This window comes from Phaeobacter sp. G2 (genome assembly GCA_025163595.1).
In the GTDB taxonomy this organism is placed as follows: Bacteria; Pseudomonadota; Alphaproteobacteria; order Rhodobacterales; family Rhodobacteraceae; genus Pseudophaeobacter.
The window spans coordinates 1131045-1155818 of record CP104100.1; the positions used below are offsets into that span (position 1 = coordinate 1131045).

A 24774-nucleotide genomic window follows, 5' to 3' on the forward strand; every position below is an offset into this window, starting at 1 on the left:
CCAAACGGGGGGCGGCTCTGGATCTTAAGCCCGGGGCAAACGCAGCAGGATGATCTGGTAAGATCGTCTGTCTGGGTTAGACCATGTGGCGGGCGCGGGCGCCACGTTCGATGGCGGCGGCATGCAGTCGGTCGATATTGAGCTCATACCGCACTTCTGCAAGGAGCTCGAGCTCGGTTTCAGCCAGTTTTCCATCGGCGGCCGCCACGTCACAGGCCAGCGCATAGGCGGTTTCATACAGACGTTCCGGCAGGTCGTCGCGGATCAGGCCAAACAGGGCCTCCAGACCGTCTTCCTGTTCAAACAGATCCAGCACGGTGTTGGAAATCCGGGTCATGCGGTCAATGTCGTAATCGGCAAAGACCGGCAGCATGTTCACGGCAGACTGGATCTTGATCAGCTCGGCGGTGCGGATGTTTTCGTCCGAAGCAGAGACCGCCACCATCAGAGCCACGAGGCAGTCCTGCTGGGACATGGATTGTGCGTTTTTCTCGGTCATGGCAGATCCTTTGTGCGCATTTCAAACCCAAGGATAGGCTTGGCCAGAGACGGGTTCAACTCCTGCCTCTGGCCTATTGATGTGAAATTGCTGCGAAACTGGCGAGAAACAGCCGGAACCGGGTCGATTTTAGGCCTGGGCCTCTTCTGCGCCGGTAAAGCGGTAGGTGATCTGTTCAAAGCTGCTTTCGGCAAAACCATAGGCAAAGCGCAGACCGTCAGGGCCAGCCTGGGTGCTGTGCTCGGCATTGGCGGGCACATAGATGGCGATGCCGGGGCGCATCTCATGGGGGGTGCCGTCGATGGTCACGGTGCCGGCACCTTCGAGGCCCAAATAAAACTCGGCCGGATCGTGGCGATGGGGCAGCAGGCGGCCATGGGGTTCAAACTCGGCAATGCCCAGCACCATATCACGGGATTTCTCAGAACAGCTGTTGATCAGGGTGCGCCAGCGGACCTCGCCAAAGGCAGCATCGGTGCCGCCTGCCAGAGGCACCTGTGCGGCATCCACCACCATCAGGTGGTCCTGCGGGGGATGGGGCAGATTGGAGGCCTGATGCAGCTGTTCGGTGTCGCTGAGATCAGTGGCAAGGGTGGTAATGTCCATTGCAATATCCTGGGGCAATTCCTGTTGCATGTGCTGAGGCCTCCGTAGGGTTTGTGTGAGTGGGTGGCGAGTGGTTTCAGATAAGGGGCTTTTTCTGTTTCATTCAATGCGCTAAAGCTGCAATGTAATATACGTTGAGGTTATGTTAGATGGAGCGTTTACCCAGCTTTTCAGGGCTCACAGCTTTCTATGCCGCCGCCCGCCATGGGACACTGACTGCGGCAGCAGAGGAGCTGAATGTTTCGCAACCGGCAGTTTCGCGTCGGATCGCGACACTGGAGGCCGATCTGGGCAGTAACCTGTTTGACAGGACCCATAAACCAGCTCGAATAACCCATGCAGGTAAGGAGCTTTTGCAGGCGCTGCACAGTGGGTTTGGCCAGATCGAAGACGCGGTCTCACAAATCAGAAAAGCTGCAGAAACCCGGATTGTGACGGTCACGGCACCATCTGGGTTTGTTGGTTTCTGGCTGATTCCACATCTGGGAGAGCTGGAGCAGGCCTTTCCTGAGGTGACGATTCGTATCATAAGCCAGGAGTATGGCGAAGCAGTGCGCCCCGGGGACCTGACCATCCGCTTTGGTCTGCCCGGTGGCGGCGGTGAGGCAGAGGCGCGTCTGCTGAGCAATGAGGTCTATGCAGCAGCCAGTCCGCTCTATCTGGCGCGCCTCGGCATGACGGCGCAGGGCTATGATTTCTCCCGCATGACCTTTCTGACCATGGAGACGGCGCGCAGCCAGTGGCATGACTGGCCAAGTTGGTTCAAATCCGCAGGTCAGGTGATGCCGCGTGGGGCGCGGGTGCTGGACTTCAACTCCTATGCCATGCTGGTCAATGCCGGGTTGGCGGGGCAGGGGGTCTTTCTTGCCTGGGGCGGGATTTTGGACAGTTTCACCGAGACCGGCGCCCTGTTGCGCTTGCAGGCACCCACCACCATATCGGCGCGCGGCTATTTTGCCGGGCTGCGGGACGGGGCTGCCGCGCGGCAGGATGTGCGACAAATTCTGGACTGGATTGTCGAAAAGGCGCAATTTAACGACTGAAACCGAGGCAAGCCCGGCTCTGTTCATTGACTCATGCTGCATCTGCGCAATAGACCGGGCCGACCTGCTGCATAGGGCAGCGGGACAGGATTTAGGCGGCCACAGGGGCCGCTGATGGAGAACAGCAATGTCTGATTTGCGCGACACCGCTCTCAAGAGCAAGGCCTGGCCGTTTGAAGAAGCCCGCCGGGTGCTCAAACGTTATGCCAAGGGCGCGCCAGAAAAGGGCTATGTCCTGTTCGAAACCGGCTATGGCCCCTCTGGCCTGCCGCATATCGGCACCTTTGGCGAGGTGGCCCGGACCACCATGATCAAAAACGCCTTTGAGGTGATCAGCGATATTCCAACCAAGCTCATCTGTTTTTCCGATGATCTGGACGGGATGCGCAAGGTGCCGGGCAATGTGCCCGATGCCGACAGCCTGACGCCACATCTGCAAAAACCGCTGACATCGGTGCCGGATCCCTTTGGCACCCATGAGAGCTTTGGCCATCACAACAATGCCATGCTGCGCCGGTTCCTGGATACCTTTGGCTTTGAGTATGAGTTCTACTCGGCCACCGAATTTTATGGCTCGGGCCAGTTTGACGAGGTGCTGAAACGCGCCGTTGAAAAATATGATGAGATCATGGAGGTGATGCTGGCCTCGTTGCGCGAAGAGCGGCGCCAGACCTATTCGATCTTTTTGCCGTTTCACCCGGAAACCGGACGGGTGCTCTATGTGCCGATGAAAAAGGTCTGCGCCGAGACCCACACCATCACCTTTGACGATGAAGACGGCAAGGAATGGACCGTGCCGGTTACTGGTGGCAATGTGAAGCTGCAGTGGAAACCGGACTTTGGCGCGCGCTGGGCGGCGCTTGGGGTTGATTTTGAGATGTACGGCAAGGATCACAGCACCAATACGCCGATCTATGACAAAATCTGCCGCATCCTGGGGCACCGGGCGCCGGACCATTTCACCTATGAATTGTTCCTGGATGCCAATGGGCAGAAGATCTCCAAAACCTCTGGCAACGGTATCTCGATTGACGAGTGGCTGACCTATGCCAGCGCCGAGAGCCTGTCCTATTTCATGTACCTCAAGCCCAAGACCGCCAAGCGGATGCATTTTGACGTGATCCCCAAGGCAGTTGATGAATATCATCAGCAGTTGCGGGCCTATGCGACCCAGGACACCAAGGCCCGGCTCAACAACCCGGTCTGGCATATCCACGCCGGCGATGTGCCGGAATCGGATATGGTGGTGCCGTTTTCGATGTTGCTGAACCTGGCCTCAGCCTCCAGTGCTGAGGACAAGGAAACCATGTGGGGCTTTATCAATAAATATGCCCCGGATGCGACGCCGCAGAGCAATCCAACGATGGATCAGGCGGCGGGTTTTGCGGTGGCCTATTTCAACGATTACGTCAAACCAACCAAGGTGTTCCGCGCCCCCAGTGATCAGGAACGTGTAGCGCTGCAGGATCTGGCGGAAGCATTGAAATCGGCAGAGGCGGCGCTGGCGGCGATTGCCAAGAAGAACGACATTCTGGGCAAGGATGAGCCCCTGCCAGAGGCCGATTTTGCCGATGAGGAATTCCTGCAATCGGTGGTCTTTGCCATTGGTAAAATCCACGGGTTTGAGCCGCTGCGCGATTGGTTTACCGCCATTTACGAGGTGTTGCTGGGCGCCAGCCAGGGACCGCGCTTTGGTGGCTTTATCGCGCTGTATGGCGTCGATGAGACCATTGCGCTGATTGACCGTGCTCTGATGGACCGGGCCCTGGCGGATTGAGATCACGCCCTTTTGGTGTGACGCCTCGCTTTGAAGAATTGGGAGCGCCCTTTGGGCGCTCTCTTTTTTGTTTTGAAGGGGTGTTTTCGGCTCAGGATCCCACCCAAGCAAAGCTTTGAAGATCTGCCCCTCACCTGATCTGAGGTCCTGGCAGGGGGCGGCGGCTGCATCCCAAACAAAATAGCCGCATCCCCGCCTGAAGAGGCGGGGCCCCTCGGCGATTTGGTCTGGGGCAGCCACCTTTCCCTGCCGGGCGGCCCTCAGGCGAGGGACAGGCTCCAAAGCAAAGTCCGGGTGCAGGGGATCAGGGGGGTGCAGGGGTGGCGCGCGCCGTGATCGGGCGGTTTTAAACCGGGATCTCTAGCTTTTGTCAGCGATATGCATGCGCGCTCTTGGAAAGGGTTTTGGGATGAACAAGGTGATTACTGCGGGTCTTGAGCTGATGCCGCCAGAGTTTGAAGCGGGGTTGGATGTCTGGTCGAGCGGTGAGGGCACGCCGGGCTCTGACACATATGACGGGGTTCCCAATGCGGCGATTGTGGTGGCGGATGCGGATTTTGCCGGCTGTCTAGAGTTGCAGAAACTGGCGAGCACGCAGAAACTGCGCTACATGGGGAAAACGCCGCTTTTGCCCGGTTGCTATTTGCAGGTGAAGGCCCGGATCAAGGCGGTGAGCGGCGCCCTGCCAACGGTGCGGATTGCCGCCTGGGCCGGGGATAGCAGCGATAGCCACGTTGCAGGGGTGATTGAGGTGGGCAGCAGCACCACGCTTACCGCCTATGGCACGGTGGTGGAGGTGAGCGCCATCATCGGCACCGGCAGCCGCGCGGGCGTTGATATGCCCTGGGGGCTGGCGGCCACCTATGGTCACTTTGGACTGGATCTGATTGGCCCCAATGGTGGCGTGGTCCGCATCGACGATATCGAGATCACCGATCTGACCAGCGCCTTCCTGCGCGATATGGTGAGCGTGGTGGATGTCACGGATTTTGGCGCCATCGGGGACGATGTGACGGATAACACCGCAGCCTTTGAGGCCGCGGATGCGGCGGCGGCGGGTCGGCAGATCCTGGTGCCTGCCGGCCAGTACTTTTTGGCGCAGACCGTCTCGTTAAATAGTCCGGTGTTTTTTGAAGGCAGCCTGCGGATGCCGGTGGATAAGATGCTGCTGCTGCGCAAGAGTTTTGACTTTCCCTCCTATGCGGCGGCTTTTGGCAATGAGGAAGAGGGGTTCAAAAAGGCCTTTCAAGCTTTGCTGAATTCTGCGGATCATGAATCGCTGGATCTGGCCGGGCGGATGGTGACGGTGACGGCGCCGATTGATATGCAGGCGGCGGTGCCCAATCGCAGCTCCTATTCGACGCGGCGGGTGATCCGTAACGGCCAGCTGGCGGCCTCGGGTGGGGCGGCCTGGGATACTGAGACCTGGAATGAGCAGGCCACCTATGATCCCAATGACCCGCGCAAGCTAAAAAATGTCAACAATATCGCCAATATCCCGGTGGGGGCGCTGGTGGAGGGCGCTGGTGTCGGCCGCGAGATCTACGTGCGCAGCAAAAATACCGGCGCTGGTGAGATCACCCTGAATGCGCCGCTTTATGATGCGGCGGGCACCCAGGTGTTCACCTTCAAGGATTTCAAGTACATGCTCGATTTCAGCGGCTTTAGCGCCCTGAGCAAATTTGGCATGACTGAGGTGGAAATCCAGTGCAACTCCCACTGCAGCGCGCTGCGCCTGCCCTCGGCTGGGACGGTGTTCAGCCTGGACCATTGCTTTATTTCGCGGCCCAAGGATCGCGGCATTACCTCGATCGGGTCGGGGTGTCAGGGCATTTTGGTGGACAATTGCCAGTTTCTGTCGGCGGAAGAGGCCGCAACTGTACCAAACCGCAGCAGTGTTGGGATCAACGTCAATGCCAATGACGCCAAGCTGCGCAACAATCGGGTGACCAAGTTTCGCCATTTTGCGCTGCTCGCGGGGGCCAATAACACCATCACCGGAAATCACTTCTTTCAGGGGGACAGTATCGCGGGGGGCGTGCGCACGGCGGGGCTGATTATGGCCTCGACCTATTGTGCCAGCACCATTTCGGACAATTACGTCGACAACTGCTTTATTGAATGGACCAACGAGCAGGATCCAACCCCGAATTTCACGGGTGGGTTTTCGTTCAGTGCGCTGTCGATCACCGACAATGTGTTCCTGTCCAGCGATGTGGCGCCCTGGTTCAGCTATGTGGTGATCAAACCCTATGGCACCGGGCATTTCCTGAATGGGGTGAGCATCTCTGGCAATAAGTTCCGGTCGATCAATGGCAATATTGACCGGGCTGACCGGGTGGATACCAGCTTTTCCGATCTTGATTTCAGTCGTAGCAAATCGGTGTTTTTTGAAGGCAATACCTTCCACGGGATCTCCACTGCGGTGGCCAGCCCGCTGCGGATCCGCCATGAGCAAGCCACGGTTGCCAGCACTTGGACAGTTTCGACCGCCGGGGCCATGCCGTTCCAGGGGCGTGCGCGGGCGGTGGATGCGGTGGTGGCCATTGGGCCCATGCGCAATTCCAGCGGCACTTATCAATACCCACGCCCCTGGGTGCAGCTGGAACAGGGCAGCAACCGGGACGAGGTCAAGTTGAACTGGGGCGAATCCCTGCGTGGTGAGGTGCAGGTGGTGGTGCGGGTCGATAAGTAGGCCAGAGCCTAGCTGGGAGGGGACAGGTCGTCTGGCGTAAGGGTGAAAGCCTTACCAAAACCGCCGTTCAGATTGCCCAGCCGCACAGAAAAACGGACAAAAGAGAAATCCGTAAAGCCGATGTAGAGTTTGGATTTTGGATGGCTGCGCAGGTAATGCGTGGCCATTTCCTGATGTTCCGGGCTTTGGTTGCTGACAAACTGCGCCGTGCCAACCAGACTAAGCCGGGGATGGGTGAGCGGGTCTCCCTTTGGGCCGGGCTCTCCGACCAGCAGTGAACAGGCGGGGTTGGCTGCCAGGTTCTGGCTGTGTTGGGCGAGGCTGGACATCAGGCTGATTGGTTGGCCTGCAGCGCACAGGCCAAAGGCAACCCGTGTTACCAGCGGGCTGCCGCTGCTATCCAGCGTGGCCAGAGCGGCAAAGCGGGCCTGGCTCATCAGGCTTTGCGCCAGGGCGCGGGCCTCATCGTCGGTCAGGCGGATCGGGTTTGTGTTCGGGGTGGCCTGTGGGGGGATCGATGTCATGGCACCAGTCTTTGGGCTGAGGAACTTGCGTCAGGAATTTTGGGATCGGGGGAGCGGGGCCAAATCTGGCGAGGGCCTGGGTCAGAAGCGCTGCCACAGGGCTATCTTGAGGCCCAGACTCTGCGTGTTTGCGCGCCGATATTCAAGCCCGATGGTCAGCTCGCTGGTTTCGAATATGGGTTTCTTGGCAAAGGACAGGCCAGCAAGCTTGATGCGCAGGCCAGGCGTGATGGCGTAGGCAAAATCGGTCCCCTGGCCAAAGCTGGTTTCAATCTGCAAAAGCGGTGAGAGAGCGCGGTTGGTATCTATGCCAAAACTGGCGTCCAGTTTCCCCAGGGGGTGGGCCGCGTCGCCGCGCTGTTCAACACTCAGATCTAGGGAACCCCAGAGCGTCCCGATCCGGGTGGGCTTGCTGCGTCCGGCAGACAGGGTGAGCCGGTACATCGGGTGCCATTGCAGGTTGGTGTGATTGCCACCAAGTGCGAATTCGGCGGCGATTTGGGTTTTGTCCGCCCCCTGGCGCAGTGGCAGGCGGGCAAAGATCAGGACATGACCGGATTGGCTGTCCTGTTGGTTCAGATCAATGCCCAGATCAAATCGCGCGGAGAGGCCAAAATCACGGTAATAGCCAAACTCGCTTACCAACCCCTGGTCAGATCTGCGCTGGGTAAAGCTGGTCGCGGCAAAGCCGGTATCCACAGGGCGCTTCCAGGCTCCGGCACTGGCAGCCAGAGGCAGGATTGTGGCCCAAAGCGCCAGAAGCAGATGTGCAGGGCGGAGCATGGCCTTATCGGAGAGTTGTCGGTAGCATGATCCTGTTATACGTGTGATCATCCCACGCTGACAATCGCCTGCTGAAAAACGAGTCCGTTTCTCAGCGTAATCATCGTAGGCTTGTCACAGGTAGCGAAACAACCAGGGAGAAGCCAATGCCTAAAATTACCGATGGTGCGGAGATCCAAACGGTTATCACGACCTTTGAAATGACGCCGGGAACCTGCCAGGATCTCTTGGATGCGCTCACGGATGCCTATGGCGCGTTCATATCGAAACAGCCCGGATTTATTGCTGCGGGGCTGCATGTGAATGATGCCCAAACGCGGATTGCAAACTATTCACAATGGCGCAGCCGCGAGGATTTCATGGCGATGCTACGCTCCTCAGAGATGCGCGAGCGCAACCGGAAAATCAATGAATTGTGCCGCAGTTTCGAGCCTGTCATGTATGAGGTCGCAGCGACATTTGAGGCGGTTTGACCTCAAGGTCGGGACACATTCACAAAAGGCAAAACCCCTGATTTGGATCAAGGTCCATAGGATGATCCGGGGTCATGCTTTGATTTAGGCGAGTAGCCAAGGAGGCTTTTCATGTATCATAATATTCTCGTACCAATTTCGTTTGACCCAGACCGGGATGTCTCAGCATCGCTTAAGCTGGCGCAGATCTTGGCCACACCAGAGGCTAAGATCACGCTGTTGCATGTGGTCGAACAGGTTCCGGCCTATGCGATTTCCTATATGTCCGCTGACTATATGGCAGAAACCCGCAAGGCGCTGGAGGCCGAGCTGGCTGCTCTCGCCAAAACCCTGCCAAACGCTGCCAGCAGCCTGGTCATAGAAGGCCACTCAGGGCGTTCCATTCTTGACTGGGCAGAGACAAACAAACCCGATCTGGTGATTATCTCATCTCACCGTCCAGGCATGCAGGATTTGCTGCTGGGCTCCACTGCCAGCCAGGTGGTGCGCCATGCAGCCTGTGCGGTGCATGTGGTCCGGTAACGCTATTGGCCTTTTCCTGGGCCTGTGGCGCTGCACAGGCTGCATGGCGCAGGTTTGACGCCATCGTTTTAGCACAGGCTGCAAGGTAAGGGCGGCGGCAGAGGTTTTGCTTTGCCGCCGCGCCTGTCAGGTCATTGCGCGCTGGGATGTCTCAGGCGGCAAGGCCGCAGGTAGGCAGCGCGTCAGCCGTGGCGCAGAAAGCCTGAGACCAAGGTCTGAGCCAAACGGATCATGCCGCCCGGCAACAGGGCAGAGCGCAACAGAACCTTGTTGGAATTTATCGCTTCTGCGATGCGGGTGTAATGCTCTTGTTTGTTTGTGGGTGACCGCAGCAAAATGGTTTCGGCCTTTTCCAACGCCTGTATGGTGGCGCGCTTTACCCTTGGGATGGCGGCGGGTTTGACCGGCGTATAGGTTTCAAGAGCACGCCTGCGTTTGGGCTGCGTGGTGTCGCGGTTCTGTGCAATCACCGCTTCCAGGCTGCGTTCGACCTGTTCCAGCGCTTGCTGGGCTTCGGAATAGGCGTCATTGTTTCGCAACTGGTTTGCGGCGCGCCGGTAAACCCAGCGATAGCAATCGTAGCGGTAGGCGGCGGGTTGTTTCCTGCAACGTGATGTCCCCCGTGACAGTGTATTCACCACAGATTTGGTTGCAGCGTTGCTTAGCCCGTATGAGGCGCTGGTCCCACCCCCACCCCCATCACCGCCAGCAAAAACAGGCGACTGTGCAAGGGAAAACAGGGCAACCAGGGGGGCTGAGATCGCAATTCGTTTCAAACTACTCATAAAAAAACTCCTCAATATAGGCCGAAATTCTGGCCTCAGAACAGGGAAAGGGTAGCATGAAAACGAACTGTGGCAAGATGCCCTGAAGCCGGGTGCGGGACCCGCAGATACCCCCCCCGAGCCTGGAGATGTGAAACGATGCCACCGGGCAGAACTTGTGGTAGAGCAAGGGGGAAGGGCTCAAGGAAAGGCATGTCCAAAATGAACATCGACAAGAAAATCGTGGATGATCTTATTGCCAACGACATTTCATTTGTCACCACAGTTCCCTGCAAACAGCTGGCCGGGGTGATCGAGGAAGTTGAGACGCGCGACGAGGTTTTTCATATTCCCGCCAACAAAGAGGACGAGGGCATGGGGCTGTGTGCCGGAGCCTGGATGGGGGGCAAGCGTCCGGCAATCATCATGCAGAACACGGCGATCGGGGTGACCATCAATACGCTGGCGACCTTGATCCAATACTACCGGATGCCCCTGCCGATGCTGATCTCCTATCGCGGTGAGCTGCGTGAACCGGTGGCCTGTCAGGTCGAGATGGCGCTGCACACCAAGGCCCTGTTGGCGCAGTTGAATATTCCGACCTATCATTTCCACAAACAGTCCGACATGGAGGAGTTCGACATGATCCTGAAACACACCTTCATGTGCAATAAACCAGTGGCCATCCTAACCGATGCCAATTTCTGGGGAGGCTATGGCGAACAATGATCCGTTCTGAAATCCTTTCCGAGATCGCGCCCTTGCTGCGGGATCAGCTCGTCGTCTGTAATATCGGCATTCCCAGCCAGGAACTTCACGCCATCGACGATCAACCAAGCAATTTCTATATGCTTGGCACCATGGGGCTGGCCTCTTCGATTGGCCTGGGGCTAGCGCTGGCGCAGCCCAAACCGGTGGTGGTGATTGATGGCGATGGCTCGGTGCTGACCAACCTGGGCACCCTGCCAACAATCGGCAATAACGCGCCGCCCAATTATATTCTGATGATCATCGACAATGGTTCTTATGGCTCGACCGGGGATCAGCCGACCTATACCGGCAAAAAAACCTGTCTTGCCGGCATGGCACGGGCCGCAGGCTGTGACAGAGTGGTTGAGGTTCAGGACGTCGACACCGGCGCGGCGCTGAAACAGGCGTTAGAGGCCGGTAAGGCAACGGTTCTGGTGGTCAAATGTGACAGTGGTAATGCCAAGATGCCGGTGATCCCGCTGGACCCTGTAGTGATCCGGGATCGGTTCATGAAGGCAGTGCAGGCCTAACCCTGGTCCCGGTCCTTCGCACCGGGGATGGCCGGGGGCGGCGGGGCTGGCAGTGGCTGCGACTGGGTCGTTGATCCGGGTCTTGATCCCATCACCACGACATTGCCAACCTTGCGTCCGGTGTCCACGTAGCGATGGGCGGCGATCAGCTCGTCCAACCCATAGTGCCGGTCCATGAGAGGTGTCAAAACGCCGCTGCGCGTTAGCACCAGCAGCTGGGTCAGCAAGTCCCGCAGCTGGTGCACGGGCTGCAGGCCCGCCGCTGAAAACTGTGCCCTGCGTCCCCCCCAGAGCCAGGTCGCCAGCGCAGCGCAAAGCAGTTTTGCGTCCAGAACCGGACAGAGATACCGCCCGCCCGCTGCCAGATTGTGCTTGAGCCGCCCAAAAGAAGACGCGCCTAGGGTGTCATAGATCACGTCAAATGTTTCGGCCGTGTCCGCGATATCAAGCCGGGTGTAGTCAATCACCTGCTGGGCCCCCAGAGCGCTGACCTGCGCTGCGTTGCGGGTGCTGCAGGTGGCGGTGACTTCGGCGCCCAGATGGCGGGCGATCTGGATGGCCGCACTGCCCAAGCTGCCAGAGCCCCCCAGCACCAGCAGGCGCTGGCCGGGGTGCAGCTGGGCCACCTGCGTCAGAAAATGCAGCGAGGTCAACGGCCCATCGCAGAGCGTGCTGGCCTGTGCATGGGGCAGGCTGTCGGGTTTCTGCAGCAGCAGCGCGTCCTCTTCCAGGCAGATATGGCTGGCATTGGCTCCAAACGAAAGACCGCTTTCTCCAAAGACGGCATCGCCAACAGCAAAGCGTTTGACCCCAGGGCCGATTGCGGTGATCACACCGGACAGGCCGGTGCCAACCAGATTGTTGCGCGGGCGGGACAGGCCAAGGAAGGCGCGGGCAAATCGCGGCACGCCTGTGCGCATCATGCAATCCGCACGGGTCACGGCGGAGGCCTTGATCTCGATCTGCAGTTGCCGCCCCGTTGGGGGTTGTCGCGGCGGGGTCACAGGCTCCAGCACCTCAGGGTAGCCGTAGCGCGGGATCGCCCATGCATGATATGTTTCAGTCATCGCTCTGCCTTACTCAGTCGGAGTTCGGGGGCTGCATGGCGGATTATTTGCGTTCCGAAAATGGCTTGAAATGATCCAGCATGGATTGATAATGTTCCGGCATGTTGGATTGGAAACCGCTCCCCGCCTTTTTGGCTGTCGCCAGGCATGGCTCGCTTCGGGCCGCAGCAGAGGCCATCGACAGCACCCATGCCACCCTGCGCCGTCAGGTAGAGGCCCTGGAGGCCGGGCTGCGGGTGCAACTGTTTCGGCGCGGTGGTGATGGGCTGCATTTGACCGCCGCCGGGCGGGCGCTGCTGCCGCAAGCGCTGGAGGCAGAGGCGACTTTGCTCAAAGGGTTTAATGCGGTGCAGGGGTTGGACCGGGAGGCGACCGGGAGAGTGCGCTTGTCTGCGGATCCGATGACGGCGCATTATCTTTTGGCGCCGATCCTCGCCGAATTCAGCAAGCTCTACCCGGATATTCACATTGATCTGAGCCTGTCCTTTGGCATCGAGTCCATTGAAAACCACGAAACCGATGTCTCGATCCGCCATGTTCTGCAGGTCGAGGACGCGGCAGTTGGCCGTCGCCTGTTCCCACTGTCGCTGGGGATATATGCGGCGCGGGACTATATCGAACGGGTCTTGCCCGGCGCCGGGCCAAAGGGCCAGGGGTTGAGCTGGATCGGCTATGGGGCGGAACCAAGCCTGTTGGACATGATCGCCAGCTCGCCTTTTCCCGAGGCCAAGATACGCCACGCCATTCCCGACCCGCAGATGCATTTGCACATGGCGCGGGCTGGGGCCGGGATGACCTTTTTAGCCAGCTGGGTGCAAAAAGAATTCCCCGAATTGCAGCGGGTGCCGGGCACAGAACTGAACCAGGACCGTTCTACCTGGTTGCTGTTGCATGGTGATCTGCGCCGGGTTTTACGCGTGCGCCTGCTGGTGGATTATCTGCACGCCGCCCTGCAGGAACGGCGCGCAGATTTTATCGGAACCTGACCTACCGGTAGGGCCGTTCTTTCCTTAGGGCCATCTATTGAATAACGGCGCTGATCCATTCTTTCAGAAAGGTGCGCCGTTTGAGCCTGTCCAGATAGGTCATTAGGGCAGGCCCCAGCGTGATTGCCGATTGGGGCGGGGAGCCGGATTCCGGTATCAGGGGCGGCAAGGGAAAAGCCCCGGGGTCCAATGGGGCGGACTGGATTTTGAGTAGATGGCGAATAAAATCCCCGGCGTGCCCTGGCTGTGTGGTTCCGGCGGAAACAAAGCCGCTGCGCATCATGGTGATGGGGAAATCAGCGGGCAGAATGACGGCCAGATCATCGGTGTCGGTGGTGCGGGCGGAGGCATAGCTGCCAAGCACATTATAGGCGACAGCGATCTTACCATTTTGCAGGTCGGTGATCATATCGCCGGAACAGCAATACAGATGGGTGCCCAGATTGCCCATGACCTCCATCAGCCGCCAATAGGTTTCAGAGGCTCGGGCATCCTGGGTGGCAAAAAGATACCCCAGCCCGGAATGGCGAATGTCGTAGGTCCCTAACCTGTTGCGGAAGATCTCGGGGCGGCTGCGCAGGGCCTGGATCAGGTCCTGGCGGGTTTGTGGCAGTGGATGACCGGCAAAATCGGCGCGCCGGATGACAATGGCTGCGGGTTCCGTGGTAAAGGCAAACAGGCTCTGCCGCCACTGGGCCCAATCGGGTGTGGTGACATCTTCAATCGCCAAAGCATGTCCATCATTGGCCAGCTTGAACTGCAAATCCATGGCGCTGGAAATGACCAGATCAAACTGGCTGGGATCCTGGCGGAAAATGCGGTCAATCTCAGCTGTTCCCGAGACAAAGTATTCGATGGACAGATCGGGCCGCTGGGCAAGGAAGCTGGTGATGATGGGCGCAAAAAAGGATCCGTCGGTGCTCGATAGAATCCTGAGTGTCTGGCCGCCATTACTGCCGCGAAACATTACCCGCTCTTCCCAGGTGTTCTGGGCCTGTGCAGCTGTCATCAGTGGCAGAAGGGCGAGTATCAGAGCGAAAATAACACGCATGCGCCGCCTCCTGTAAGGTTGGACAGGGTTAGCTTTCCACCATGGGCAATGGCGACATCCTGCGCAATCGTCAGCCCCAGGCCTGAGCCGATTGTCCCGGCTGCGTTATTGCCGCGTGAAAACCGCAGGGCCAGATCGGAGATTTCATCGGGGGGAAACCCAGGCCCCTGATCACGGATTTCCACCTGTGGCCGGGGGTGAGCGGTCACCCGAATGTCTATGGTGCTTTCGCTTGGGGAATACTTCAAGGCATTGTCGATCAGGTTGCGAATGGCATTTTGCAGTAGGATGGGATCGCCCTGACAGTGGACCGGCTGATCTACATGAAACCGCAGATCAATGTCTTTCATTTCCGCAACCGGCGCGAGGCGCAGCACCAGATCCTGTACCAGATCGACCAGATCCAATTGCTGGTATTCCAGCTGGTCGGCGCGAAAGGTGATCATGGCGTGATCCAGCAGTTGCCCCGCCGCGCGCGAGCTTTCGTCGATGGCCCGGATCATCGACCTGAGCGCCTGGCGGTTTTGCTCTTTGTCGACCCGCTGGAGGGTGGTTTCGGCATAGGAGCGCACCGTGGCAAGCGGGGTGCGCACCCGATGGGCTGCCTCGGCGATGAAGTCTTCGGATTGGGTCAGCGATTGATTGAGCCGGGCCATTAACCTGTTGAGAGCCCCCACCAGCGGCAGCATCTCGGTGGGCACGGGTTTGCTAACGGGGCTTAGATCCTGGGGGCCGCGCCGGGCGACCGAGGTGGCGAGGCGATTGAGCGGCGCAATGGTGATGGAGGTGACCCAAAAGGACAACAGCACCACCAACACAAAGAAGCCCATGCCAAAGGAGGCAACATTGCGCGAGATGGCATTCAGCCGGTCCGAGAGCGCGTCCTGGGTCTGCGCCACGGAAACGGTGATGTGGGTTTTGACGTCGGCGCCGAGCAGGGTGCGCGAGGCGGTTGAGATACGGATGGGCTTGCCGATGAACGCAGCGGTTTGATAATGGCGTTCGCCGCTGTCGGGGCTGTCAGCACTGTCTGGCCGCGGCAGATCCGCATAGCCCGACAGCAATTGGTCATCCCGGTAGATGGCGTAAAATACCCGGTCATGGGCTGGTGTGGTCAGCATCGAAAAAGAGGCATAGGGAAAGTCGATCTCCACCTGATCATCACGCAGCACGGCGGCATCCAGAATAGAGGAGACCGAGGCCCCGAGGATGCTGTCTTGCCCCTGTTGCGCGATTTGGGCAGCGTAGTTTCTGACCACCAGAAACAGCAGCAAAGCCAACAGTGAGGCCCCGCCGATAAGGGTCACAGCCAGCCGGTTGCGCAGGGAACCCGAGATTTGCGGGGGGTCAATCATGGTCCAGCCGATAGCCTAGCCCGCGGTGGGTGGTGATCTTTAGGCCAGAGCCTTCGAGATGTTTGCGCAGCCGCGCGATATAGACCTCAACAGCATTCTCCGAGACATCCTCGTCGTAGGAAAACAGCCGGTCCGCCAGTTTCTGCTTGGGGAAAATTTGCCCCGGCGCATTGAACAACACTTCCAGCAAACGCAACTCTCGATTGCGCAGATTCACCACTTTGTCACAGACGGTGACCACCCCGGCGACCGGGTTGAAACTCACGTCGGCAAGCTGCAAAACCGCCTGCGATGTGCCGGTCTTACGGCGCAACACCGCCCGACAACGCGCCTGCAGTTCTTCGTGATCAAAGGGTTTGGTTATGTAGTCATCGGCGCCCAGATCCAGCACGCTGATTCTGTCCGAGACCTGCGACCGGGCGGTCAGAACAATCACAGCTGTGTCGCGTTTCTGCTCCCTATGCTGTTTGAGAAAGCTGCGGCCGTCGCCGTCAGGCAGCATGATGTCGAGCAGGATCAGATCGTAATCTCCGGTCTGCGAAAAGGCGATTGCATCGTCAATTCTTCCTGCATGATCAATGGTATGGCCATCCAGGTGCATACGTGCACAAATCGCTTTTGCCAGATCCATATTGTCTTCGACCAAAAGGAATTTCATGCGCTCTTTTCACTTTTTTCATCGCGTGACAGCTCGGTGACAGCTTCTCATGTTTGTCTCTCTCAACTGAGCCGCCTTTCGGACAGTTGTCAAATGGGAGGAAATCATGATGACAATCAAGATGGGCCGTCGCGCCCTGATAGCGAGTGTAGTTGCGACCTTGAGCCTGGTTGGGAGCCTGGCCACTCCGGTCTTGGCCGAGGGCCATAAAACGCTTGAGAGCATTCACTTTCTGATCCCCGGTGGGGCCGGTGGCGGTTGGGACGGCACTGCACGTGGAACGGGTGAGGCCCTGACCAAGGCGGGGCTGGTGGCAACTGCGTCCTATGAAAACATGTCCGGCGGCGGCGGCGGCAAGGCCATCGGCTATTTGATCGAAAATGCCGAGAGCAACCACGGCACCTTGATGGTCAACTCGACCCCGATCGTGATCCGCTCGCTTACCGGGGTGTTCCCGCATAACTTTCGCGATCTGACGCTGGTGGCTGGAACCATCGGCGATTACGCCGCCATTGTTGTCGGCAAGGACAGCCCGGTGAATTCCATGAGCGATCTGCTGGCGGCCTATGATGCCAACCCATCGAAAACCGCCATTGGTGGCGGCTCTGTTCCGGGCGGTATGGATCATCTGGTTGCAGCCATGGTGATGGAGGCTGCAGGCAAAGACGCGCTGGAGGTTAAATATATTCCCTATGACGCCGGCGGTAAGGCCATGGCGGCGCTGCTTTCGGGCGAGATCGCAGCCCTGTCGACGGGATTTTCCGAGGCGATTAACCTGGCCAATGCCGGGGAAGTCAAAATCATCGGTGTCACCTCTGACGCGCGCGTTGGCGTGGCGCCGGATGTGATGACCATGAAGGAGCAGGGCATCGACACCAGCTTTGTCAACTGGCGCGGCTTCTTTGCGGCTCCCGGCCTGTCTGAGGACAAGCTGGCGATGTATCAGGACGCCCTGGCCAAGATGTATGACACGCCCGAGTGGGAAGAGGTCCGCGCCCGCAATGGTTGGGTCAACATCCATAACTCAGGCGATGATTTCAAAGGCTTCCTGGAAGAACAGGAACAAGTCATTGGCGATCTGATGAAAAAGCTGGGCTTCCTGTAGCACCCAACTGGGTGAGCAAACGACATGTGGCAAGGCGGGCTACCGCCTTGTCACCTTTGAAGGGCAGGGAGGGGAAAATGGCTCTTGATCGCTGGATCGCACTGATCCTGTTAAGTATTTGTCTGGCCTATGGATATACGGCCTGGTTCACCATGGACAGCAGTCTTGCGCCGTTCATGAAACGCAACCCGATCTGGCCCAGCACCTTTCCCAAGGTTCTGTCCATTCTTGGCGTGATCGCCTGCTGTACCATCCTGTTTGGACTGGAAAAGAGCGAGGAAAAGCCCGCCGAGATCAATTACCGCCGGTTGGGGGACTATCATCTGAGCCAGGCACTGATGCTGCTGGGGCTGATGGTAGCCTATGCGCTGTGCCTGCGCCCTGTCGGGTTTATTGTCTCGACCTCTGCCTTTCTTATTCTCGGGGCCGCTATTCTGGGCGAACGGGGCTGGCGCTATCTGCTGCCGATTGCCCTGATAGCGACTCTGGTGGTTTGGTATTTAGTTCAGCAGGTCTTGGGTATCTACATGCGCCCGCTGCCTGGTTTCTGGGGAGGTTGATATGCTTGAAGGACTGTTAATTGGCCTGCAAACGGCCCTCTCGGTACAGAATCTGCTGATGGTGATTGGCGGCTGCCTGATCGGCACCTTTATCGGCATGTTGCCGGGGCTGGGGCCGATGTCGATCATTGCCATCATGATCCCGGTGGCGATCTCGATGGGGGATCCGTCGGCGGCTCTGATCCTGCTGGCGGGGGTCTATTACGGCGCCATCTTTGGCGGCTCGACCTCGTCAATCCTGCTGAATGCGCCGGGGGTGGCGGGAACTGTCGCCTCCAGTTTTGATGGCTATCCGATGGCGCGGCAAGGCAAGGCGGGCAAGGCGCTGACCATTGCTGCCATCGCCAGCTTTGCCGGCGGCACCATTGGTGCGCTGCTGCTGATGATCTTTGCCCCGGCCTTGTCTTCGGTGGCGCTGTTGTTTCACTCGCCCGAGTATTTTGCCCTGATGGTTGTTGGTCTGTCGGCGATTGCCGCCTTTGCCGGCACCGGACAGGTGGCCAAGGCGCTGTTGATGACCACGTTGGGATTGATCATGGCCACCGTTGGCGAAGGCGCGCTGTTCAATCTGCCACGGTTCACCATGGGGTTGATGGATCTTCAGTCGGGGTTTGGGTTTATCACCCTGGCAATGGCGATGTTTGCCCTGCCAGAGGCGCTGTTTCTGGTGCTAAAGCCCAAAACCGCGCAGGATGCCGATAGCGGCGCGATCACCGATCTGCGCATCAGCCGGGCAGAGGCAAAATCCATTGCGCCAGTCATCGGGCGGCAGTCCATCCAGGGCTTCTTTATTGGTGTCCTGCCGGGGGCGGGGGCCACCATCGCCAGCTTTCTGGGCTATGCGGTAGAGCGCAGCCTGGCGCCCAAGCAGGAACAGGATCAATTTGGCAAAGGCTCGATCAAGGGGCTGGCAGCGCCAGAAAGCGCCAATAACGCCGCCTGCACCGGATCCTTTGTACCGCTGCTGACCCTGGGTATTCCGGGCTCTGGCACCACGGCGATTTTGCTGGGGGCTTTGGTTGCGCTGAACGTGACGCCGGGGCCGCGGTTGATGATCGACCAGCCAGAAGTGTTCTGGGCGGTGATCATGTCGATGTTCATTGGCAACCTGGTACTGCTGATCCTGAACCTGCCGCTGATCCCCTATATTGCCAAGGTGCTGTCGGTTCCGCGCAGTTATCTGATCCCCTTCATTCTCTTCTTTACCCTGATGGGGGCCTATATCGGCCAGAACAACGCAACCGAGCTGTTGCTGCTGGTGGGCTTTGGGGTCTGTGCCACGGCGCTGCGCTTTGCCGATTATCCGCTGGCGCCGCTGCTGATCGGCTTCATCCTGGGCGGCATGCTCGAAGATAACTTTTCGCGCTCCATGCAGCTCTATGATGGCGCCGCCTTTATCTGGGAGCGGCCGCTGACGCTGGGCTTGTTGGTCTGTGCGGCGCTGCTGGTGCTGCTGCCCAGCTACCGCGCACGTCGGGCCCGGCTGCGGGCGCAGGGCGTGGCAGAGGGAGACTGACCCAAAAGCAGGCCACAGCCCGGGCAACCCCCCGGGCTGTGGCCGCCTTGGAACCAAAAGGTTTGGAATTCTGAACTTAGGCTCGGCGGCTCAGGCTGTAGCCTGCAAAGATCCCCGCGGCACAGCCAAACAGATGGGCCTCCCAGCTGACACCGGGTTGTCCCGGCAGGATCCCCCAGATCATCGTGCCATATACCAGGGCCACCCCAATGGTGACCAGCAGAGGCACCAGTTGCCGGGTCATCACCCCCCGGGTGAGCAAAAATCCGAACCAGCCAAAGATCAACCCCGAGGCTCCCACATGTATCGCGGATGCACCAAAGAGCCAGACGCCGAAACCGCCTAGCACGGTGATAAGCACCGAAGCCTTGAAAACCAGCCTCGGGGCGGTGGCCGCCAGAAGGCCGCCGAGAATGACCAATGGGGCGGTATTGGCGGCAGCGTGGCTCAAAGAGCCGTGCAGAAACGGCATGAACAGGATCCCGTCCAAACCGCCAATGGAGCGGGGGAGCAGTCCGAATACTGGGTTGAGCGCGTAGCCAGAGACCAGGTTCACCACCTCGACCACCCAGATTATCGCCAATACGACTGCCAGCCAAAGGAACCGTTCCAAAACCACCACCCGTGCACTATCTGTTTCACCGGTTGGGTAGCACAGCCCGCGGCGGCAAGAAATACTCTATTGATAGCCAGGTTGCAGCCCGTGACAGGCTTGGCAGTAGCGCCTGTTGTGGGGTGTTCTTTGGACCAACTCTCTGAACACTGGCCGGTCCGGCGTTGTCACGACGCGGTGACAAACCACGCCCAAGTGCATAAATTGGCTTGCTTGGGCGGCCTATCATTGGCAGCTTGCGGCGGATGGGGTTCCAGGTTCAGGAACGTCGCACAAAGCAAGGCTTCTATGTCTCTTTCAACAACATCACCGGATGGTCCTGCCATCAATGCAGGTCCAACCCGCCCCTGGCTGGTGCTGACGGGGCTGGCGCTGGGGGTTACTGTCACCAATGGATTTGCCAGGTTTGCCTATGGGGTGATGTTGCCTGCGATGAAAGCCGAGATGGGGTGGAACTATGCCCAGGCGGGATGGCTGAACACCGCCAATGCGCTGGGCTATGTTGCCGGAGCGATCCTGACCATGGTGTTGATCCGGCATATTTCACCGTCGCGCTTGTTTGCATTTGGTCTGGTCACCACCACCATAGCAATCCTGGCCACCGGGCTGAACGCGGCGCTGTGGTGGCAGACGCTCTGGCGTGTTCTGGCGGGCACTCTGGGCGCGATGTCCTTTTCCTCTGCCGGGGCACTGGCTGCGGGGCTGTTTCAAAACGATGCGCGGCGCAACGCGCTGGCCATCGCGATCCTGTTTGGATCAGGCGGCGGGGTTGGCATCGTGTTGACCGGTGCAGCACTGCCGCTGATGCTTGATCGGTTTGGCCCCGGATCCTGGCCCATGGGCTGGATTGCGACTGGCGCGGTCAGCCTGTCGTTTCTGCCCCTGGGCCTGTGGGCGGCGCTGCAACTGCGGCCAGCAGTGCAGAAACCCCTGCGATCCGCACCTTTGCCGGTGCGCAGAATGCTGCCTGAGCTTGCAGGATATGCAGGGTTTGGGTTGGGCTATATTGTCTATCTCACCTTTTTGTCAGCCTGGATGACCGAACAGGCGGCGAGCGCCGGGTTTATTGCCCTGGTCTGGGTCATGCTTGGCCTTTGCATCTGCGTGTCGCCGCTGGTTTGGCGGCCCATTCTGGTCCGCTATAATTCTGGCGTGCCGCTGGCCCTTATCCTGACCGGCATCGCGATTGGATCCGCCCTGCCGGTGGTGCTGCCCAGCGGACCCGCGCTGCTTATTTCGGCGGTGGTCTTTGGCCTGTCGGTCTTTATGGCGCCGGGGGCCGTCACCAACTTTGCCCGCCAGAACCTGCCGCCTGAAAGCTGGGCCGGGGCGATCAGTCTTTTTACTGTTGTGTTTGCTGTCGCGCAGACCCTTGGCCCCTATGGCGCTGGATTGGTTGGGGATCTGTTTAACAGTATCGGCGTCAGCCTACTGGCCGCTGCTGGTCTGTTGTTGGCGGGTGCTGTGCTCGCCTTGCTGCAAAAACCGCTTTAAGCGGGTCAGGCTGCACCACTGGCTATCTTCACTGTCTGGATAGGTGGTCCGACCCTACCGGATGTAAGTCACCCTTTGGATGCCACCAGTTTGCGCATCATCGCATCCGTAAAGGGTTTTTGCAGTTTTGCTGGCCGCGCCACCGCCTCAAGCTCCTGTGGAACACGGTATGTTTCGCGGGTCGACATGAGGGCCAGTCGGCACTTGGGAAACAGCCGATGGGCAAGGTGCAGAATGTCCCAGCCGGATGCGCCATTGTCCAGATTCAGGTCACTCAGCACCAGGTCCAGCCGCGGCAGGCGGTGCAGCTGCGCAGTGCCGTCGCTAAAACGTCCGGCCCGAACAACAATATAGCCCAAACGTTCCAAGGCCTCTGACGCAGAGGCCAGGTAGGTGGGGTCGTCATCAATCACCAATGCGGTTCCGGGTGTCAGCATTTCATTGGATTGGTTGGTTTCTGCTGTCAGCGCCGGGAATTTGAGTGTCACTATGGTGCCTTGCTGCGGGGGCTCTGTGCGCGAGCTGAGGCTGAGCTGGCCGCCAGATTGATGGACAAAGCCGTCGACCATCGACAGACCCAACCCGGTGCCGCTGCCATCGTTGCGGTTGGAATAAAACGGCTCTGTTGCGTGGCGCAGTACCTCGGGTGACATGCCGCAGCCATCGTCGTGGATTGACAGCTGTGCCCCGTTGTCATCTGTCACGCAGACGCGAATATGCCCGGTCTCACCTATGGCCTGACCGGCATTGACGCAGAGGTTCAGCACTGCGCTTTCCAGCTGCCCCGGATCCACCCTGGCAAGCACCGGATCTGGTGGAATTTCAAATTCCATCGACACCGAACTTGGCACCGCAATTTCCAACAGATCGGCCATGCCTTCGATCAGCACGCCAATGTCGGTCACCTGGGGTTCCAGATGTTGTTTGCGGGCAAATGCCAGCAGCCGCTCTGTCAGCGAAATACCCAGATCCAGGGCGGATCTGAGACGGGTATGCAGATGCCGGGCATCTTCGGCATCCGCCGTTTCAAGAAGGTGCAGATTGCCAGAGATGCTAGACAGGATATTGCCAAAATCATGGGCAACTTCGCCAGAGACCTTACCCAGCGCCTCGACCCGGCGAATTTCTTCCAGACGTTGCTCCACCCGTTTCCGTTCTGTGGTTTCGGACAGTAGCCAGACCTCTTCGCCATTTGGCAAAGGTGAGCGGCGCAGTTCCAACACGTTGCCGGAAGGGTCGGCATATTCTTCAAACCCGCCATGTTCGCTCGCCGAGGTGCGCCGAGCAAAACCGGACGCCGCTATCAGATCAGGCACCCGCGCATGGGCACTACCTTGCGCAGGGGGCAGCCGTAGCAGCTGGCGCAGATTGTCGTTTTCGGCCTCGATCCACCCCTTGGAAGAGGCAATCGCCGCACCATCCTTGATATTACGAAACACCCGCGAAAAAAGCGCGTTCTGATGACCAATCTGGCGGGTTCGGCGCTCCAGCTTGCGGGCGCTTTCGCGAAACACATGAAAGGCCGCGTAGAGCTGGCCAATTTCATCGTCGGAGTTTGGTCCCTGTGGCGGGTCTGTACGGTGGTTGCCGGCTGCAAGCCTGCGCATGGCCTCAGCAATGCGTTGCAGATTGCCCGCCACATAGCGTGACACATAGAGCGATGAGGTGATCGCCACCAACAGGCTCGCGGCGGTGAGGGCCAAAAAGGCGTTTTTGGCAATGGCCAGGTTGCTGGAGGTCTCTGCGCGGGCCTGTGACAGACGGTTTTCCGCCTGAGCGACTTTTGCCCCGGCAAAAGTGCTGACACGGCGGGCTTCTTGCCGGATGCGAAACAGCGCGTTTTCCGCATCAAGCCGCGCCGCCAAATCGCGATGCTTCAGAACAAACAGGCTTTCGCCGCGCTGGGCGGTCTGCTCAATCTCGGCAAATGTCGCCCCATGAACCGGCAGGAGCTGCGCCAGTAAGGCCGCGCGCTGCTTTGTATAGCGACGGTGCGCTTCTCCCAGCTCGATGAGCGCATTGGCCCGTCCCGCCCCAATTGCACTGGCGGTCAGCTGTTGCAGACCAGACCAGACTTCCCGCTCTGCCAGCGGCAAGGTGCGATCCCCGGTAAACCGCCGCACCCGCTGGTTCAGCCGCACCATGTCGCGATCAATGGCATCCAGCGCGGCCTGCCGTTCGGTCTGCGGTGCCAGGGCCGTTGTCAGATCATCAATGGCAAACCGCAGCCGTGCCACTGGCAGGTCCAGGGCAGGGTCGTCGGCCGAAAGCGCCTCAATCCGGTCCAGGTTGGTCAAAACCTTGGCCTTTTCCTGTTCCAGCTGAAACGGCGGAAAAAGCGCATATAAAAACGGTGCCGAGGTTGCCAGATCTGCAGATTCACGTGACAGATCCAAGGCTTCGGAAACCTCTGCCAGGGTGTCCTTATGCAGCACGTTCATCCACAGTTCAGTCCGGTTCAGCACCAAAAAGCCAATCAGGCTGACCAACAGGATCAGGCCAAACAGAACCGCAATTGCGGCCGACAGGCGAAACCGGACACTCAGGTTTGACAGCGTGGGCATCACTGGCCTTCTGGTGATAGGTGGAAAATATACCCCTGGGCGCGGCGGGTCTGCAGATGCACCGGTTTGGAGGCAACGGGCTCGATCTTGCGGCGTAGGCGCAGGATCAGCACATCAATGGTACGATCCACATAGCGCTGCATATCAGAGCCAAGTTCTTGCAACAGTTCCGGCCGCGGGATGACCCGGTTGGGGTTGCGGGCAAAATACTCCAGCAGGCGGTATTCTGCATTGGTCAGCGGGATTTCTTCGCCCTCGGCGTCCAGCACCCGACGGGTTTGAATATCAATGCGCTTGCTGCCAAAAACAATGCCCTGCCCGGAGGCCGCGCTGGTGGGTTTTGCGCCGCCATGCCCATAGCGGCGCAGCACGGCCCGAATGCGCGCGACCAGTTCGCGCGGGTTGAAAGGCTTGATCAGATAGTCATCGGCGCCAGTTTCCAGGCCGATGATCTTGTCGATCTCGTCTCCCACTCCGGTCAGCATCACAATGGGAATTTCGTAGCGTTCGCGGATGTGGATGGCCAGGGTCAAGCCAGACTCGCCCCGCAAACGCAGGTCAATCAGGGCCAAATCCACCGGCGGCGGGTCTCCCAGCGCCATAAACGACGCGATGTCGGGACAGCTGAGGGCCTCAAACCCGCTTTCGCGCATTAAGGCGGAAAGGGTGGTGCGCACGCTTTCGTCGTCATCCACAATAGCAATGAGCGGCTCGGCTTTGCTCATATGCATGCACCCTCTTTCTGTGTCTTCCTGCGGCATCAGACGGCCACTGGGCTTTGACTATCACCGATCCAGTGACGCAGATCATGCCAGATTTTAAGCCCGCGCAACCGGGTT

The 24774-nt window shown here is 59.1% G+C and carries 24 protein-coding genes; 12 read left to right on the forward strand and 12 right to left on the reverse strand.

The window, feature by feature from the left end:
* Window positions 1-76 precede the first annotated feature (76 nt).
* Both N1037_05510 and N1037_05515 read right to left on the reverse strand, forming a co-directional pair.
* On the reverse strand, window positions 77-499 hold the full coding sequence (locus tag N1037_05510) for a tellurite resistance TerB family protein (protein ID UWS80481.1): 423 nt from the start codon (window positions 497-499) through the stop codon (window positions 77-79).
* A 129-nt stretch (window positions 500-628) separates the two neighbouring features.
* On the reverse strand, window positions 629-1105 hold the full coding sequence (locus tag N1037_05515) for a cupin domain-containing protein (GenBank protein ID UWS80482.1): 477 nt from the start codon (window positions 1103-1105) through the stop codon (window positions 629-631).
* A 149-nt stretch (window positions 1106-1254) separates the two neighbouring features.
* On the opposite strand from N1037_05515, the gene N1037_05520 reads away from it, so the two are divergent.
* From N1037_05520 to N1037_05530, 3 genes are all read left to right on the forward strand, one after another.
* Window positions 1255-2148 (forward strand): LysR family transcriptional regulator, encoded by an 894-nt coding sequence (locus N1037_05520; GenBank protein UWS80483.1) that lies wholly within the window; start codon window positions 1255-1257, stop codon window positions 2146-2148.
* Between the two features lie 127 nt (window positions 2149-2275).
* Complete coding sequence (locus tag N1037_05525) at window positions 2276-3925, forward strand: lysine--tRNA ligase (protein UWS80484.1); 1650 nt, start codon at window positions 2276-2278, stop codon at window positions 3923-3925.
* Window positions 3926-4334: 409 nt separating this feature from the next.
* Complete coding sequence (locus N1037_05530; protein UWS80485.1) at window positions 4335-6620, forward strand: right-handed parallel beta-helix repeat-containing protein; 2286 nt, start codon at window positions 4335-4337, stop codon at window positions 6618-6620.
* A gap of 8 nt (window positions 6621-6628) precedes the next feature.
* Here N1037_05530 and N1037_05535 read toward each other — a convergent pair whose 3' ends face one another.
* Together N1037_05535 and N1037_05540 are read right to left on the reverse strand one after the other, a co-directional pair.
* A complete protein-coding gene (locus tag N1037_05535; protein ID UWS80486.1) occupies window positions 6629-7144 on the reverse strand; it encodes a pyridoxamine 5'-phosphate oxidase family protein in 516 nt (171 codons plus the stop codon).
* Between the two features lie 81 nt (window positions 7145-7225).
* Complete coding sequence (locus tag N1037_05540; protein UWS80487.1) at window positions 7226-7927, reverse strand: hypothetical protein; 702 nt, start codon at window positions 7925-7927, stop codon at window positions 7226-7228.
* Between the two features lie 146 nt (window positions 7928-8073).
* On the opposite strand from N1037_05540, the gene N1037_05545 reads away from it, so the two are divergent.
* Together N1037_05545 and N1037_05550 are read left to right on the forward strand one after the other, a co-directional pair.
* On the forward strand, window positions 8074-8400 hold the full coding sequence (locus tag N1037_05545; GenBank protein UWS80488.1) for an antibiotic biosynthesis monooxygenase: 327 nt from the start codon (window positions 8074-8076) through the stop codon (window positions 8398-8400).
* A gap of 111 nt (window positions 8401-8511) precedes the next feature.
* A complete protein-coding gene (locus N1037_05550) occupies window positions 8512-8922 on the forward strand; it encodes a universal stress protein (protein UWS80489.1) in 411 nt (136 codons plus the stop codon).
* 182 nt (window positions 8923-9104) lie between these two features.
* Here N1037_05550 and N1037_05555 read toward each other — a convergent pair whose 3' ends face one another.
* Complete coding sequence (locus tag N1037_05555; GenBank protein ID UWS80490.1) at window positions 9105-9707, reverse strand: hypothetical protein; 603 nt, start codon at window positions 9705-9707, stop codon at window positions 9105-9107.
* 201 nt (window positions 9708-9908) lie between these two features.
* Here N1037_05555 and N1037_05560 point away from each other — a divergent pair, with 201 nt between their 5' ends.
* The gene (locus N1037_05560) at window positions 9909-10415 is read left to right on the forward strand and encodes a sulfopyruvate decarboxylase subunit alpha (protein UWS81314.1); all 507 of its coding nucleotides are present in this window, start codon (window positions 9909-9911) and stop codon (window positions 10413-10415) included.
* Window positions 10412-10966: a sulfopyruvate decarboxylase subunit beta gene (gene comE, locus N1037_05565; protein UWS80491.1), complete on the forward strand. Its 555-nt coding sequence runs from the start codon at window positions 10412-10414 to the stop codon at window positions 10964-10966. Before N1037_05560 ends, comE begins: the two co-directional genes overlap by 4 nt.
* On the opposite strand, the gene N1037_05570 is transcribed toward comE, so the two are convergent.
* On the reverse strand, window positions 10963-12033 hold the full coding sequence (locus tag N1037_05570; protein UWS80492.1) for an NAD(P)-dependent alcohol dehydrogenase: 1071 nt from the start codon (window positions 12031-12033) through the stop codon (window positions 10963-10965). The genes comE and N1037_05570 overlap by 4 nt on opposite strands.
* Before the next feature lie 101 nt (window positions 12034-12134).
* On the opposite strand from N1037_05570, the gene N1037_05575 reads away from it, so the two are divergent.
* Window positions 12135-13019 (forward strand): LysR family transcriptional regulator, encoded by an 885-nt coding sequence (locus tag N1037_05575; protein ID UWS80493.1) that lies wholly within the window; start codon window positions 12135-12137, stop codon window positions 13017-13019.
* A 34-nt stretch (window positions 13020-13053) separates the two neighbouring features.
* Here the strand turns inward: N1037_05575 and N1037_05580 are convergent, their stop codons facing one another.
* The 3 genes from N1037_05580 to N1037_05590 are packed head-to-tail and all read right to left on the reverse strand — an operon-like array spanning window position 13054 to window position 16083.
* A complete protein-coding gene (locus N1037_05580; GenBank protein ID UWS80494.1) occupies window positions 13054-14070 on the reverse strand; it encodes an ABC transporter substrate-binding protein in 1017 nt (338 codons plus the stop codon).
* Window positions 14049-15425 carry a sensor histidine kinase N-terminal domain-containing protein gene (locus N1037_05585; protein ID UWS80495.1) on the reverse strand — a complete coding sequence of 459 codons (1377 nt, stop codon included), beginning with the start codon at window positions 15423-15425 and terminating at the stop codon, window positions 14049-14051. Before N1037_05585 ends, N1037_05580 begins: the two co-directional genes overlap by 22 nt.
* Window positions 15418-16083 (reverse strand): response regulator transcription factor, encoded by a 666-nt coding sequence (locus N1037_05590; GenBank protein ID UWS80496.1) that lies wholly within the window; start codon window positions 16081-16083, stop codon window positions 15418-15420. Before N1037_05590 ends, N1037_05585 begins: the two co-directional genes overlap by 8 nt.
* 106 nt (window positions 16084-16189) lie before the next feature.
* Here N1037_05590 and N1037_05595 point away from each other — a divergent pair, with 106 nt between their 5' ends.
* The 3 genes from N1037_05595 (at window position 16190) to N1037_05605 (ending at window position 19264) form a co-directional block, all read left to right on the forward strand.
* On the forward strand, window positions 16190-17188 hold the full coding sequence (locus N1037_05595) for a tripartite tricarboxylate transporter substrate-binding protein (GenBank protein ID UWS80497.1): 999 nt from the start codon (window positions 16190-16192) through the stop codon (window positions 17186-17188).
* A 77-nt stretch (window positions 17189-17265) separates the two neighbouring features.
* Window positions 17266-17748 (forward strand): tripartite tricarboxylate transporter TctB family protein, encoded by a 483-nt coding sequence (locus N1037_05600; protein ID UWS80498.1) that lies wholly within the window; start codon window positions 17266-17268, stop codon window positions 17746-17748.
* Window position 17749: 1 nt separating this feature from the next.
* Window positions 17750-19264 carry a tripartite tricarboxylate transporter permease gene (locus tag N1037_05605; GenBank protein UWS80499.1) on the forward strand — a complete coding sequence of 505 codons (1515 nt, stop codon included), beginning with the start codon at window positions 17750-17752 and terminating at the stop codon, window positions 19262-19264.
* A 76-nt stretch (window positions 19265-19340) separates the two neighbouring features.
* On the opposite strand, the gene N1037_05610 is transcribed toward N1037_05605, so the two are convergent.
* Entirely contained in the window at window positions 19341-19847 is a 507-nt protein-coding gene (locus tag N1037_05610) for a rhomboid family intramembrane serine protease (protein UWS80500.1), read from the reverse strand.
* A gap of 318 nt (window positions 19848-20165) precedes the next feature.
* Here N1037_05610 and N1037_05615 point away from each other — a divergent pair, with 318 nt between their 5' ends.
* Window positions 20166-21371 (forward strand): YbfB/YjiJ family MFS transporter, encoded by a 1206-nt coding sequence (locus N1037_05615; GenBank protein UWS80501.1) that lies wholly within the window; start codon window positions 20166-20168, stop codon window positions 21369-21371.
* Window positions 21372-21439: 68 nt separating this feature from the next.
* On the opposite strand, the gene N1037_05620 is transcribed toward N1037_05615, so the two are convergent.
* Window positions 21440-23935, reverse strand: a complete 2496-nt coding sequence (locus N1037_05620) for an ATP-binding protein (protein ID UWS80502.1) — start codon at window positions 23933-23935, stop codon at window positions 21440-21442.
* Window positions 23935-24666, reverse strand: a complete 732-nt coding sequence (locus tag N1037_05625; protein UWS80503.1) for a response regulator transcription factor — start codon at window positions 24664-24666, stop codon at window positions 23935-23937. The genes N1037_05620 and N1037_05625 overlap by 1 nt, the downstream gene beginning before the upstream one ends.
* Window positions 24667-24774: the final 108 nt, after the last annotated feature.

Excerpts from the sequence above, each read along its gene's own strand:
- N1037_05510 (UWS80481.1), bottom strand. The coding sequence starts at position 499 with ATGACCGAGAAAAACGCACAATCCATGTCCCAGCAGGACTGCCTCGTG.
- N1037_05515 (UWS80482.1), bottom strand. The coding sequence starts at position 1,105 with ATGGACATTACCACCCTTGCCACTGATCTCAGCGACACCGAACAGCTG.
- N1037_05520 (UWS80483.1), top strand. The coding sequence starts at position 1,255 with ATGGAGCGTTTACCCAGCTTTTCAGGGCTCACAGCTTTCTATGCCGCC.
- N1037_05525 (UWS80484.1), top strand. The coding sequence starts at position 2,276 with ATGTCTGATTTGCGCGACACCGCTCTCAAGAGCAAGGCCTGGCCGTTT.
- N1037_05530 (UWS80485.1), top strand. The coding sequence starts at position 4,335 with ATGAACAAGGTGATTACTGCGGGTCTTGAGCTGATGCCGCCAGAGTTT.
- N1037_05535 (UWS80486.1), bottom strand. The coding sequence starts at position 7,144 with ATGACATCGATCCCCCCACAGGCCACCCCGAACACAAACCCGATCCGC.
- N1037_05540 (UWS80487.1), bottom strand. The coding sequence starts at position 7,927 with ATGCTCCGCCCTGCACATCTGCTTCTGGCGCTTTGGGCCACAATCCTG.
- N1037_05545 (UWS80488.1), top strand. The coding sequence starts at position 8,074 with ATGCCTAAAATTACCGATGGTGCGGAGATCCAAACGGTTATCACGACC.
- N1037_05550 (UWS80489.1), top strand. The coding sequence starts at position 8,512 with ATGTATCATAATATTCTCGTACCAATTTCGTTTGACCCAGACCGGGAT.
- N1037_05555 (UWS80490.1), bottom strand. The coding sequence starts at position 9,707 with ATGAGTAGTTTGAAACGAATTGCGATCTCAGCCCCCCTGGTTGCCCTG.
- N1037_05560 (UWS81314.1), top strand. The coding sequence starts at position 9,909 with ATGAACATCGACAAGAAAATCGTGGATGATCTTATTGCCAACGACATT.
- comE (UWS80491.1), top strand. The coding sequence starts at position 10,412 with ATGATCCGTTCTGAAATCCTTTCCGAGATCGCGCCCTTGCTGCGGGAT.
- N1037_05570 (UWS80492.1), bottom strand. The coding sequence starts at position 12,033 with ATGACTGAAACATATCATGCATGGGCGATCCCGCGCTACGGCTACCCT.
- N1037_05575 (UWS80493.1), top strand. The coding sequence starts at position 12,135 with ATGTTGGATTGGAAACCGCTCCCCGCCTTTTTGGCTGTCGCCAGGCAT.
- N1037_05580 (UWS80494.1), bottom strand. The coding sequence starts at position 14,070 with ATGCGTGTTATTTTCGCTCTGATACTCGCCCTTCTGCCACTGATGACA.
- N1037_05585 (UWS80495.1), bottom strand. The coding sequence starts at position 15,425 with ATGATTGACCCCCCGCAAATCTCGGGTTCCCTGCGCAACCGGCTGGCT.
- N1037_05590 (UWS80496.1), bottom strand. The coding sequence starts at position 16,083 with ATGAAATTCCTTTTGGTCGAAGACAATATGGATCTGGCAAAAGCGATT.
- N1037_05595 (UWS80497.1), top strand. The coding sequence starts at position 16,190 with ATGATGACAATCAAGATGGGCCGTCGCGCCCTGATAGCGAGTGTAGTT.
- N1037_05600 (UWS80498.1), top strand. The coding sequence starts at position 17,266 with ATGGCTCTTGATCGCTGGATCGCACTGATCCTGTTAAGTATTTGTCTG.
- N1037_05605 (UWS80499.1), top strand. The coding sequence starts at position 17,750 with ATGCTTGAAGGACTGTTAATTGGCCTGCAAACGGCCCTCTCGGTACAG.
- N1037_05615 (UWS80501.1), top strand. The coding sequence starts at position 20,166 with ATGTCTCTTTCAACAACATCACCGGATGGTCCTGCCATCAATGCAGGT.
- N1037_05620 (UWS80502.1), bottom strand. The coding sequence starts at position 23,935 with ATGCCCACGCTGTCAAACCTGAGTGTCCGGTTTCGCCTGTCGGCCGCA.
- N1037_05625 (UWS80503.1), bottom strand. The coding sequence starts at position 24,666 with ATGCATATGAGCAAAGCCGAGCCGCTCATTGCTATTGTGGATGACGAC.